The organism is Streptomyces prunicolor (assembly GCF_045162825.1).
GTDB lineage: Bacteria > Actinomycetota > Actinomycetes > Streptomycetales > Streptomycetaceae > Streptomyces > Streptomyces prunicolor.
Window position 1 is genome coordinate 10,089,499 of record NZ_CP108676.1, and the last position, 12,488, is coordinate 10,101,986.

At 70.3% G+C, this 12,488-nt stretch carries 11 protein-coding genes; 2 read left to right on the plus strand and 9 right to left on the minus strand.

What is annotated here, in order from left to right:
• Nucleotides 1-26: 26 nt before the first annotated feature.
• Genes OG588_RS45630 through OG588_RS45650 form a run of 5 tightly spaced genes read right to left on the minus strand, consistent with a single transcriptional unit; the run spans nucleotide 27 to nucleotide 5,454 of the window.
• A complete protein-coding gene (locus OG588_RS45630; protein ID WP_405952421.1) occupies nucleotides 27-1,346 on the minus strand; it encodes an alpha-glucosidase/alpha-galactosidase in 1,320 nt (439 codons plus the stop codon).
• A 38-nt stretch (nucleotides 1,347-1,384) separates the two neighbouring features.
• Nucleotides 1,385-2,203, minus strand: coding sequence for a carbohydrate ABC transporter permease (locus OG588_RS45635; RefSeq protein ID WP_405952422.1), 819 nt, complete (start codon nucleotides 2,201-2,203; stop codon nucleotides 1,385-1,387).
• Nucleotides 2,200-3,162 carry a carbohydrate ABC transporter permease gene (locus tag OG588_RS45640; protein ID WP_405952423.1) on the minus strand — a complete coding sequence of 321 codons (963 nt, stop codon included), beginning with the start codon at nucleotides 3,160-3,162 and terminating at the stop codon, nucleotides 2,200-2,202. Before OG588_RS45640 ends, OG588_RS45635 begins: the two co-directional genes overlap by 4 nt.
• Before the next feature lie 23 nt (nucleotides 3,163-3,185).
• A complete protein-coding gene (locus OG588_RS45645; RefSeq protein ID WP_405952424.1) occupies nucleotides 3,186-4,469 on the minus strand; it encodes an ABC transporter substrate-binding protein in 1,284 nt (427 codons plus the stop codon).
• A gap of 22 nt (nucleotides 4,470-4,491) precedes the next feature.
• Nucleotides 4,492-5,454, minus strand: coding sequence for an endo alpha-1,4 polygalactosaminidase (locus tag OG588_RS45650; protein ID WP_405952425.1), 963 nt, complete (start codon nucleotides 5,452-5,454; stop codon nucleotides 4,492-4,494).
• 258 nt (nucleotides 5,455-5,712) lie between these two features.
• Between OG588_RS45650 and OG588_RS45655 the strand changes: the two genes are divergently transcribed.
• Complete coding sequence (locus OG588_RS45655) at nucleotides 5,713-6,684, plus strand: aldo/keto reductase (RefSeq protein WP_405952426.1); 972 nt, start codon at nucleotides 5,713-5,715, stop codon at nucleotides 6,682-6,684.
• Nucleotides 6,685-6,761: 77 nt separating this feature from the next.
• Here the strand turns inward: OG588_RS45655 and OG588_RS45660 are convergent, their stop codons facing one another.
• Complete coding sequence (locus tag OG588_RS45660; RefSeq protein ID WP_405952427.1) at nucleotides 6,762-7,541, minus strand: phytanoyl-CoA dioxygenase family protein; 780 nt, start codon at nucleotides 7,539-7,541, stop codon at nucleotides 6,762-6,764.
• A 577-nt stretch (nucleotides 7,542-8,118) separates the two neighbouring features.
• Between OG588_RS45660 and OG588_RS45665 the strand changes: the two genes are divergently transcribed.
• Nucleotides 8,119-9,918, plus strand: a complete 1,800-nt coding sequence (locus OG588_RS45665; protein WP_405952428.1) for a ricin-type beta-trefoil lectin domain protein — start codon at nucleotides 8,119-8,121, stop codon at nucleotides 9,916-9,918.
• Between the two features lie 3 nt (nucleotides 9,919-9,921).
• Here the strand turns inward: OG588_RS45665 and OG588_RS45670 are convergent, their stop codons facing one another.
• From OG588_RS45670 to OG588_RS45680, 3 genes are read right to left on the minus strand one after another with little or no spacing between them, the layout of a single operon-like run.
• Nucleotides 9,922-10,413: a universal stress protein gene (locus tag OG588_RS45670; RefSeq protein ID WP_405952429.1), complete on the minus strand. Its 492-nt coding sequence runs from the start codon at nucleotides 10,411-10,413 to the stop codon at nucleotides 9,922-9,924.
• Nucleotides 10,414-10,429: 16 nt separating this feature from the next.
• A complete protein-coding gene (locus tag OG588_RS45675; RefSeq protein WP_405952430.1) occupies nucleotides 10,430-11,743 on the minus strand; it encodes an arsenic transporter in 1,314 nt (437 codons plus the stop codon).
• Nucleotides 11,744-11,750: 7 nt separating this feature from the next.
• The gene (locus tag OG588_RS45680) at nucleotides 11,751-12,461 is read right to left on the minus strand and encodes a DUF4232 domain-containing protein (protein ID WP_405952431.1); all 711 of its coding nucleotides are present in this window, start codon (nucleotides 12,459-12,461) and stop codon (nucleotides 11,751-11,753) included.
• Between the last annotated feature and the right edge of the window lie 27 nt (nucleotides 12,462-12,488).

Below are 12,488 nucleotides of genomic sequence, written 5' to 3' on the forward strand. Positions count from 1 at the left end.
GCGGTCACACCAACGCCGGACGGCCTTCAGTGCCCCAGCGGGACCCGCAGCTCCGGCTGCAACAGCTCTCCGTGCGCCGCTACCAGGTCGTCGCACAGGTCCCAGATCCGCTCGACCGGCAGGGCCGCAGCCGTCGCCGGGTCGGCCATCGCCGCGTGCCGGATGTGGCGCGGGTCGCCGTCCGTGGCCGCGCGGACCACCAGGTCGGTGACGGAGACGTAGGCGCTGTTGAGGGCCGCGCACTGCGGGGGCAGGGCGCCGATCCGGGTCGGCTGGACGCCCAACGCGTCGACCAGACAAGGGACTTCGACGACCGAGTCGGCGGGGAGGTTGTCGATGAGGCCGCGGTTGGGGACGTTGCCGTAGATCGTGCGGGGTGTGCCGGTGACGATGCTGTGGATGATCTGCGGGGCGTACTCCAGCGTGCCCTCGACCGGGAGCGGGATGCCGGAGGCGAGGGCGTCGCGGGTGCGTTCGTAGCTCGCGGTGTTCTCCTCGATGATCTCCAGATACGCGCCGACCGGCAGCCGTAGCCGCTCGATCTCACTGTTGTGGTGGAGATACCAGGGCACGTACTCGGCGGAGTGCTCGCTGGTCTCGGTGGGATAGTGGCCGAGTCTGCGGTACATGTCGACGCGGACCCGGCGCAGGAGTTCGGGGTCCTTCGCGATCGTCTCGTCGAGGAGGGGGTAGAGGCTCTGCCCGGCCTGCTCGAAACGCAGCACCCACGCCTGGTGGTTGACGCCCGCGGCCAGGTAGGAGACCTCTTCGAAGGGGACGCCGATCAGCTGGGACAGGTCGTGCATCGTCCAGTACACCGAGTGGCACAGGCCCGTCGCCTTGAGGGAGGGGGCGATGCGGCTCAGGTAGAGGAGGTTCATCGCCATCGGGTTGGTGTAGTTCAACAGGTGGGCGTCCGGGCAGAGTTCGGCCATGTCCTCGGAGAGTGACTTGAGTACCGGGAAGGTGCGCAGCGCGCGGAAGATGCCGCCGATGCCGAGGGTGTCGGCGATCGTCTGGCGCAGGCCGTAGCGGGCCGGGATCGCGAAGTCGGCGCGGGTGGCCTCGTTCATGCCGACCTGGACGATGTTGACGACGAAGTCGGCGTCCGCGAGGGCCGGTCGGCGGTCGAGGTGCGCGGTGATCTCCGGCTCGGCGCCGCGTACTTGGGCGATGTGCCGGGCCGCGCCCTCCGCCGTCGCGAGCCGTTCCGGGTCGACGTCGTGCAACGCGATCCGGGCGCGGGCGAGTTCGGGGAAGGCGAACAGGTCGGCGAGCAGGCCCTGTGTGAACACCACACTGCCGGCGCCGATGAAGGCCACCTTCACAGCGCTGCCGTCTGTCATCAAGTTCCTTTCAGGGAAGCGGTGTTGGGGTGTGCTGCTCATCCTTTGAGCCCGCTGGACGTCAGCGACTGGATGAACGTCTTCTGTGCCAGCAGGAACGCCACCAGCACCGGCACGACCGTGATGACGTTGCCCGCCATCACCGCCGACCACTTGGTGTGGTGCTGTCCCTGAAAGGTCGTCAGGCCCAGCTGGAGGGTGTACTGGGTGTCGTGGTTGATCGCGATCAGTGGCCACGACAGGTCGTTCCAGGTGGACAGGAAGGTGAGGACGGCGACCGTTGCGAGCGCGGGCCGGGCCAGCGGCATCACGATCGAGAACAGCACCCGCAGCCGCGAACACCCGTCGATCCAGGCCGCTTCCTCCATCTCCCTCGGCAGCGCGAGGAAGAACTGCCGGAACAGGAACACCGCGAACGGCGTCACCAGCGACGGCAGGATCAACGCGCCCAACGAGTCGATCAACCCGAACCACTTCATCACCAGGAACGTCGGGATCATCGTCAGCTGGAACGGCACGACCATCGTCGCCAGCATCAGCCCGAGCAGCACCCGCGACCCGGTGAACCGCATCCGCGCGAACGCGTACCCGCCGAGCGACCCCAGCAGCAGATTCGACACCACCGCCACCGAAGCCACGATCAGCGAGTTGGCGAACCAGCGCGGGAACATCGCGTTGCCCAGCACATACCGGTAGCCGCCCAGGTCAACTCCCTTGGGCCACAAGGCGGGTGGGAAGCGGTTGATCTCCGCGTTCGTCATCACCGAGCTGAGCAGCAGCCACACGAACGGCAGCGCGAAGCACAACGCCAGCGGCGCCAGCACCAGATGCCACGGACTCACCCGCCGCGCACTCATCGGACCCCTCCTTCCGTACGACCCTGCCGCCGCCGTACGACCCGCAGCGCGCCGCCCGCCACCAGCAGGGCCACCGCGAGGACGTACGCCGACGCGGCGCCGTAGCCCGCCGTGAACATCTGGAAGGCCTGCTGCCAGACGAAGTACACGATCACCGTGGTCGAGCCCAACGGGCCGCCCTTCGTCGTCACATAGATCAGGTCGAACACCTGGAGCGAGGTGATGAACTGCCACAGCAGCAGGAACACCGTGACCGGCGTGAGCGCGGGCAGCGTCACATGGCGCAGCACCTGTACCCGGCCGGCGCCGTCGATGCGGGCCGCCTCGACGAGTTCGGGCGGCACGTCCTGGAGCGCGGCCAGGTACACCACGACGCAGAAGCCGACGCCGCTCCACAGCGAGATCAGCACCAGCAGGTACAGCGCCTGGTCCGGGTCGGCGAGGAAACCCTGGGCGGAGATGCCGAGTTGGTGCAGCAGCGCGTTCGCGACGCCGAACTCCGGGTCGAGGATGAACGAGAACAGCACGCCCTGGGCCGTCGCCGACACCACGAACGGGATGAACACCAGCGTGCGGTACAGGCCGATGAGCCGGATCCGGCGGTTGAGCGCCAACGCCAGCGCCAGCCCGCCGACCAGGCTGAGCGGCACGTACAGAGCCGCGTACAGCAGCGTATTGCCCACCGCTGTACGGAAGTTGGGGTCCTGGGCGAGGGCGCGGTAGTTGTCGAGGCCGACCCAGCGGCCGGGCGTGACCAGGTCGTCGGCGCGGAACGACAGCAGCAGCGACCAGACGACGGGCACGACACTCAGCCCGAGGATCACCACCACCGACGGACCGATGAACGCCCAGGCGGTGGACCGCTCTTGGCGGGCGCGACGGCGAGCGGCGCGGCGCGCGGCCTGAGTGGTGGCCGCGGGCTGTGCGGGAAGGGTGAGGGCGCGGGGCAGTGTGGACATCGGGGTCTCCCGGAAGGGGGAAGTCACCTGGGGATGAGCAGGGCCGCGTCGGCCTTGTCGGCGCAGGAACGGAGCGCCTTCTCGGGGGAGTCCCGGCCGAGCAGCACGGAGACGATCGCCTCGCCCAACGCCTGCGAGATCTGCGGATACGCGGCATGGACGGGCCGGACGCGGGCCGAGCGCAGGCTGTCGGTGAAGACGTCGAGCCCGACCGTACGGGCACTGTGCTCCCGCCACTGCGGCCGGGCGGCGGTGCCCGTGCTCAGCGGCAGCCCGCCCGCCGAGATGTCCCAACGGACGTCGTGGACAGGCGAGTTCATCCACTGCACGAACTCCACGGCCGCCCGGGAACGGGCCGAACCGTTGTCGAAGACCGTCCACGTGTCGGGCCCGGAGATGGTGACCGCGTGCCCGCTGTACGTCGGCAGCGGCACGACCCCGTAGTCGATCTTCGCGGTGATGATGTCGGGCAACTGCCAGGGACCGGTGGCGACCATGGCCATCCGGCTGTTGAGGAACACCTGGTAGAGCTGCTCGCTGCCGGGCTTGGTGTCCAGGTACGCGCTTTTGTCGTGGCCGAGTTGGGCGAGTGTGCGCAGGGCCCGTACACCCTGGTCGGCGAAGCCGATGTGCTTGCCGTCCGGGGCGACGACCTCGCCGCCGAGATCCCACAGCATCGGCCACAGCCGCCACACCGTGTCCTCGTCACCGACGGCCGGCCAGCCGGTGCCGAAGACCCCCCGGTCATGGTCGGTCAACTTCCTTGCGGTGTCGGTGAATTGGTCCCAACTCCAGCCAGGCTTCGGGTAGTCGAGCCCGGCCTGCCGGAACAGCTTCCTGTTGTAGACGACGGCCAGCGAGTCGAGCACCGCTGGCGCGGCGCGCACCCGGCCGTTGACGGTGACCGCGTCCCGTACCGGCTTCCAGAACGTGTTCCACGGCGTCGGCCCGTCGCGCATCGCGGAGGTCAGGTCGACGACCCGCGGGCTGCGCGCCACGCTCGCCAGGTCCGAGCCGAAGATATAGGCGATGTCCGGGTACGAGCCGGCGGCCAGCGCTGCGGTCACCTTCTGGAGCATCGCGTCGGCCAACACCCCACCGCCGCCCGGGTCCACGCGGATCGTGGGGTGGGTCCGGTTGAACTCGGCGACCAGCGTCTCCACCGCCTTGCGGCCCGTGTCGACCTGCCCGTGCCACAGCTCCACGGTCACCCGGCCGTCCGCACCGACCCCGTCCGAGGCGCCGCCCGCACAACCGCTCGCGGCACCGATCGCGGCGGCCCCGAGCAGCAGCCCACGGCGTGACATCCCGTTCCTCAGCACGGCCGCCTCACCGCACCTTGCGGACGTAGTCGGAGCCGCCCGGCGTCGACACGTCCACGTCCCGGCGCACGATGCTGAGCCTCCCGGCGAATCCCGAACGGGCCTTGCGCAGACCGGAGTCGGAGTACTCGATGACGATGACCCGGTCGTCGAAGGCCTTGGCGTACGCCCCGCACTCGTCGTACTCCGCGCACTCCTCCGCGATCGCGAAGTCGAGCCCGGTCCGCTTCCTCAACCCGGCCAACTCCACCGTGTTCTTCTGGGCGATGGCGAGACGGCGGGCGTGCGCGTGCCGGGAGAGCAGGGTGATGAAGGCGGTCGCGTCGTTCGCCGTCAGGAGGTCGTCGGAGCGGGTGTAGCTGTCGTAGTTGTCCGGCTCGACCGCGTCGAAGCCCTTGGCCGCGCAGCTGTCGATCCACCGGTTCACCCGTGCCGCCACCCGCGCCCGCTTCGCCGCCGTACGGATGTCGAGCAGCGCCTCGCCCCAGTCCTCGTCGACGACCACCTCACCGTCCGCGTCCCGCAGCAGCAGGTCGACCGGCCAGGAGGCGCGCTCGTCCGGCTGGGCCTGGAAGGCGTTGACGTAACAGATGTTGTACAGGCCGGGCGCGGGCGACGCCGTACGGTCGCGGCTGACGATCCGGACGCCGGTCGGCGGGGGATAGGCGCCGCCGATCTGGTAGTCGAAGTCGGCGTGGAGGGGCGGGAGTTGGACCGTGCCGGGCGTCGAACGCGAGGCACTCGCCGACGGGGTGGGGCGTTTCGGCGGCCTGGGGCTCTTCGACGGTGGGGAGCTTCTCGACGGCGCCGCGCGGGACGGGCTCTCCGAAGGCGCCGCGCGCGACTGCTGCTCCGGCGCCGAGCTGTTCGAGGTTCCGCAGGAGGTCAGTACCGCCGCGGTCGCGACGGCGCCGCTCAGGACCGCCGCCGTCCCGAGACCTCCGACGCGGGAGACACCCTTGACGGGCATGTCCGCTCCATCAATCGCGGGTACGACCCCGCCTCGGACCGGATGGAGCCGCGGTCCTGGCGACTGTGGCCGGGCTTGGAACCTGTCCGCTACCGGCTGGGCGCACCTCTGCGTACCGCGCCGCACGCGCGGGCACGTCCAGGATCAAAGCGCCCGGCCGCGCCACTCGTCAAGGGTGCGCGCAGATGCACGGCTTCGAGTACTCACGAAGTCGTACGCTCCAAAGCGGTACCGAACTCGAAGGCAGGAGCAGCAACGATGCAGTACGTGAAGCTCGGTTCGACGGGCCTGGACGTCTCGCGGATCTCTCTGGGCTGCATGACCTACGGCCTCCCGGACCGCGGCACCCACGAGTGGACCCTCGACGAGGAGGCGTCGCGCCCGCTGGTCCGGCAGGCGCTGGAGGCCGGGATCAACTTCCTCGACACGGCGAACGTCTACTCCGACGGCACCAGCGAGGAGATCACCGGCCGGGCGCTGCGTGACTTCGCCCGCCGTGACGAGGTCGTGCTCGCCACCAAGGTGCACGGCAGGACCCGCCCCGGACCCAACGGCGCGGGACTCTCCCGCAAGGCGATCATGTCCGAGATCGACCACAGCCTCGAACGCCTCGGCACCGACTACGTCGACCTCTACCAGATCCACCGCGCCGACCCGCACACCCCCGTCGAGGAGACGATGGAGGCGCTGCACGACCTGGTGAAGGCGGGCAAGGTCCGCTACATCGGGGCGAGTTCGATGTACGCCTGGCAGTTCGCCAAGCACCAGCACATCGCCGAGCGGCACGGCTGGACCAAGTTCGTCTCCATGCAGAACCACTACAACCTCCTCTACCGCGAGGAGGAGCGCGAGATGCTGCCGCTCTGCGCGGACCAGGGCGTGGGTGTACTGCCCTGGAGCCCGCTGGCGCGCGGCCGTCTCACCCGGGACTGGGGCACCACCACCGAGCGCAGCAGCACCGACAACTTCGGCAACCGTCTCTACCAGGACGGCGACCGCGCCATCGTCGAGGCGGTCACCAGGATCGCCGGTGACCGGGGCGTCCCGCGTGCCCAGGTCGCCCTGGCCTGGCTGCTGCACCAGAGCACGGTGGCCGCACCGATCGTCGGCGCGGGCAAGCCGCAGCACATCGAGGACGCCGTGGCCGCCGTCGAACTGGAGCTGAGCGACAAGGAGTTGGAGGAGCTGGAGCAGCCCTACACTCCGCACGCGATCAGCGGCCACTCCTGACATGCCGCCAACGGGGCTTGCTCCAGGTCTCCTGACGCAGCTCAACAAAGCTTGATCCAGGCCCTTTTGACGAGCCGTCAGTGCGGGCCCTGCGGTGCGAACTCCGTGCCGCACGGTCCCGCCCCGGCGCTCTGCGCCAGCGACACCCGCTCGCCGCTCATGGAGATCGTCCGGTAGAAGCTCCCGATGTGATCCGCCGAGCGGCCCACGTAGTGCCCGATGAACGAACGGCGAAAGCGGTCCGTGCTGCGATTGGGCTGCGAGCCGTGCACCAGGCTGCCGTTGAAGAACAGGACGTCGCCGGGCGCCATGTCGACCGGTACGGGCGTGAGTCCCGGCGGCGGCGGCACGTACTCGCGCGCGAAGGACACCCCGGGATCCGCTTCCTCCGGGCAGAACACGTCCATGCGATGGGTGCCGGCCACGACCTCCAGGCCGCCGTTGTCCCGGTCGATCTCGTCGCAGGCGATCCACGCGGCCACACAGGTGCCCGGCTCCGCCCGCAGATAGAAGTTGTCCTGGTGCAGGGCCTGGCCCCGCGCCCCCGGCGGCTTGAAGTAGAACATGCTCTGCGCGGCCAGTACTTCCTCGCCGAACAGGGTCTCCAGGACGCTCCGCAGGCGCGGGTCCAGCAGGAAACGCAGGGCGAGCCGGCTGATCTCGTGCGGGTGCATCACCCTCGGGTGGGTCCGGAGGGGATCGTCGGAGACGCGCGGTTCGAAGTGCCCGGGTACCGGACCGGCCGCGTGCAGCGCCGTGAACTCCGCGCAGAGCCGGTCGATTTCGTCGTACCCGAACAATCCGCGCGCGACCGTGTACCCGTCCTCCGTGAACGCGCCGAAGTCCGTGGCCGTCATACGGGACCTCCTCGGTGTGGTGTCACCACCACAGTGCCAGGCGGTCGGACGCCCGCCTATTGGTTCCGCGTGAACTCCTTGATCGGTGCTGGTGGGGAAGGTGTCAACTCCTGTGACGTCAGGGTCCTGCCCGGCAATGGGCCGGGCGGCCGGAACATGACCTGGGAAAACCGGAAGAAGGGCCGTCCCCAGAGGTGACACGTGAGGTGTGGCGAGCGCTCCCGGCCAATGGTTTCTGGATTTCCGGTGTGGATACCGTGGCAATCCCCTAACGGACCCGATTGACGAATCGTCAAAATGCGGGGACCCGACCGCAATGCACAAAACGGAGGCAGACCTTGTTCCGCCTCGCTGACCTGTGCAAAGGTGTGCCTGTCGGCGCGCGGGCACATAGATGATTCCCCTCCGTGCGCTCGAGGCCGCTCCCGTACGTCACCCCCCTTGCTTCAAAAGAGCTGCCCCAGGCGGACGTTCGGGATGCCATCAATCGGACGGGCTGACCCTGTCAGTCTGTCGGCAGGGTCGCATACCCGCCGGTATGGGCCGAATTCCGCGTTTCACCTGGAGGAATGCAGCCGTGAAGGACGCAGGTCCCTCGAATTCCCCGACTTCCGCTCACCACTTCGAAGTGACCGACGAGCAGCTCAGCGCCGAGCTGAAGAAGTGGACGGGGACGACGCCCGCGCTGCAACCCGTCGGCGAACTGCTGGACCGGCACTGGGAGGCGGCCTTCGCCTATGCGCGGCTGTGCACCGACGGATCGCACCACGCCGGAATGCTCACCACGGCCGCTTTCACCCGGCTCTTCGGGGAATCCCTGCGGCAGTCCGGACCGACCGCGGCCTGGCGTCCCCAGGTGCTGGTCACCGTCCGCCGTATCGCCACCGAATGGGTGGCCGACCACCGGCAGGAAATGCTCCACCCCGATCTGCGCTGGGAGAACGGCGAGATCGACCGCGTCGCAGCCCGGATGCTGCCCGTGCCCGAACGACGCCTGCTCTCCCGGTCGTTCCAGCGGCTGCCCCAGGCGGCCCGCACACTGCTCTGGCACATCGAGGTCGAGTCCGAGCCCTATGCGATACCCGCCGGACTGCTGGGCCTGGACGAAGGGGGCGCCGACATCGAACTCGGGCGTGCCCGCGGCCGGTTGCGCGAGGAGTGCCTCCAGGTCCACCGCGAACTGGCCCAGGACGACGAGTGCATGCGCTACATCCGGCTCCTGGACGTCACCTTCCGGCGCGGCGGCGCGGAGGTCGACCCGGACCTCGCCATGCACCTCAGCGTCTGCAAGCACTGCCGGTACACCGCCGACCAGTTGAACCAGTTCAACGCCGGGCTCGGCATCGCGCTGGCCGAAGCGGTGCTCGGCTGGGGCGCGCGGGCCTACCTGGAGGTCAGGGCCGGCAGCCGCGCGCTGCCCGCCGAGGTGCCGTCCGCCTCGACCGAACTCGCGGTGCACCCCGGCCCGCGGCGCGGCGAACTGAGATCGGCCCACAAGGCGGCCCGCCGGGTCCGCCGCCGCAACCTCGCCGTCGCCGTGCTGACTGTGAGCGGACTGGTCGTCCTCCCACTCGTCCTGTGGTCGATCAGCGGCTCCGGCGGCGACAAGACCACGACCGAGAACCAGGCCGCCGGCGCCTCCGGCACGGACAAGGAATCCGCCAACCCGTCCTGGGCCAGCAAGAACGACACCACCCAGGGCACGCTCAGCGGCCGGCTGCACAACGTCGAGTCCGGCCTGTGCATCGGCGTCGCCGGCAACAAGCCCCTCAAGGGCACCGAGGCCGAACTGCAGACCTGCTCCTCGGCGGCCGGCCAGCAGTGGTCGTACGAGACGGACGGCAAGCTGCGCAGCACCGCCGACCCCGGCCTTTGCCTCGACTCGCACCTCGCCTACGAGGTACAGCTCGCTCCCTGCACGGGTACGTCCTCGGCGACCGCGAAGAACATCCGCTACGACTTCACGCTCCAGGGCATCCTCGTCCCGCGCTGGAACCAGGACCTGGCCCTGACCCCCGCCTCCACCGACGGCGGCGGCGCGCTCGTCCTGAAGACGCGGGCGGACGGCTCGACCCAGCGCTGGGTCTTCGACACCTCGAAGGCCGACCCGCAGATGCAGGTCGTCAACTGGGACACCGACAGCACCGACTCGCCTGCCCCCACGACGAAGAAGGCCGCCCCGACGCCCTCGAAGACCCCGACGGCCACGCCCACCCCGACGCCGACCGCGTCGACCCCGCAGTCCACACCGACGACGTCGTCCCCGATCACGGACTACTGCGACGCCTACCCGTCGTACTGCGAGGGGAACGGCCAGAGCGGCGGAGGCTGGTCCGGCGGCGGATACGGCGGCGGTGGCGGGCACCGCGGCCACTGACCCTCAGTGGTGGTGCGGCGGTGGCGGCGGCAGGGTCGAGATGCCCGGCGCCGCCTCCGGCCACACCAGCAGCACCGGACAGGGCGCGTGATCGACGGCGAACCGTACGGCGGGCCCGAGACTGTGCGGGCCGAGCCGGGCCCGGTCGCCGTCGCGGGCCAACACCAGCAGATCCGCGTCCCCGGCGGCGGCCACCACCTCGCGCTCGACCCGCCCGGCCCGCTCCGTCCGGACGCACGGCCGCCCCAGCCGCTCGGCCGCCGCCTCCAGCAGCTCCACCGCGGACGTACTGCCGAGATCCTCCAGCCGGGTCCCGGGATCGCGCTTCGGCCCACCCCGGCCGAGCAGCCCGGCGAACGCCCCGTGCGCGACCTCGGGCACATCCGGCCCGCTCACATGCAGCAGCACCACCTCGTCCGCCTCCGGCGCATGCGTCCGTACGGCGTCCACGCAGGCGGGCCAGGTGCCCTCGACCAGCCAGGCGATCACACGCATTCGGTCTCCCTCGGTGTCAGAGAACCTGGAGCGACACCCACAGTGCCAGCACCGCCGGGACGAGCGCGGACGGCACGACGAGCAGCCCCAGCTTCGTGAACTCCTTGAGATCCACGCCGTGTTCGTGCTGATGCACGATCCGCCGCCACAGCAGCGTCGCGAGCGACCCGGCGTAGGTCAGGTTCGGTCCGATGTTCACCCCGAGCAACACGGCGAGCACGGCCCCCGGCCCGGACTGCGCGGTCAGCGGCAGCAGGACCAGTACCGCCGGCAGGTTGTTGATGAGATTCGCCAGTACGGCGGCCAGGGCGGCGATCCCGAGCAGCGCCGCGATGCCGGTGCCGCCGGGCAGCAGGTGCCCGAGCGCGTCCGAGAGCCCGTTGTCCACCACCGCCCGCACCACGATCCCGAGCGCCAGCACGAACGCCAGGAAGGACGGCGCGGCGGCCCGCACGACCGTGAGCGGGGTCGCCTGCCGCCGGAGCAGTGCCCGGCCGGCGAGGACGAGCGCGCCCGCCAGCGCGGCCCACGCCGGATCGACGCCGATCGCGGAGGTCAACACGAACCCGGCGAGGGTGCAGGCGACGGTCGCCAGCGCGAACACCGGCAGCTCGGGTTTGTCGCCGGAGGTCGGGGAGGGGGCCGCCGCCGCTAGGTCGCGGGCGAAGAACTTCCGGAACACCAGATACTCGGCGCCGATCGCGACCAGCCAGGGCAGCACCATCAGCCCGGCGAAGCGGGTGAAGCTCAGGCCGCTTGCAGCGAAGGCGAGGAGGTTCGTGAGATTCGAGACGGGCAGGAGCAGCGAGGCGGTGTTCGAGAGATGCGTGCACGCGTAGACGTGCGGCTTGGGACGCACGCCCATCCGGGACGCCGTCGCGAACACGACCGGCGTCAGCAGCACGATGGTGGCGTCGAGACTCAGCACGGCCGTGATCAGCGAGGCCAGCGCGAACACCGCGGTCAGCAGCCGGCTCGGGCTGCCCTTCGCCCACTCCGCCATCCACGCCCCGCAGGCCCGGAACAACCCCTCCACATCGCAGAAGTGGGCCAGCACGAGCACCGCGGCGAGGAACCCGACCACCGGCCCGAGCTGCTCGGCCTCCGCCCGCGCGTGGTCGAGCGAGATCGCCCCGGTGGCCACGGCGATCCCGGCGGCCGGGACGGCCAGCACCGCCTCCGGCCACCCGAAGGGACGGACCACGGCCCACACGAGGACGGCGACGAGCAGGACGACGGACAGGGTTTCGGCGAGCGGGGTGTTCAGGGGACGGTCCTCCGGGACGCGGGACGTGGTGCCCGCCCCATGTAACCAGGCCGCGGCGCGCAACCCGTGATCAGGAACCCGTACCCGCGCTGAGCACCGTCAGACGCACCGTGGACGAGTTGCCCGACAGGGGCACCGCGCCGGCCGTCCACTTCACGTGCAGCGTGTCCTGCTCGTCGGGCGGGGTCACCGCGAGCCAGCTCGCGGTCGCCGTCTTCGCGCCGCTGACCTCCGGGTTGGAGAAGGACAGGCCCGCCCAGGCGCTCTGCCCCGGCTTCAGCGTGACCGTGGTGGCGCTGCCGGACTCGCGCTGCGGGTCGTCGCCCAGCTGCGTGCCGGACGCGTTCAGGAACGCGGCGCCGGGATAGCCGCGGACCGTGCAGGTACGGCCGGACGAGTTGGTGAGGACGATCGGGAAGTTCTCCTGGCCGGCGCCTGGGTCGTTGGCGCCCACCTTCGCCTTCAGCTCGGAGGTGTGGCACCGGGTGCTGCTGGCGGTGCCGGTGTTGGTGCTCGTGCCGCCGGAGCCCGAGGAGGTGGAGGAACCCGACGAGGCCGAGTTCGAGCCCGTGGCGGTGTCGGTGCCGCCAGGCGTGGAGGCCGGCGTGCCGGACCCGTCGGCCGAGGCGTCGCCGCCCGCGGGCGCGGCCGTACCCGACTGGGTCTGCGGGCTGCTCACCGTGCCGCTGCCGTTGTCGCAGGCCGTCGTCGTCAGACCCAGGACGGCGATCGCGCTCACGAGCAGGGCCGCCCGGCGCAGGGACTGGGACGAGTTCGCCATCTTCAACACTCCTGGTGGTTCACCACA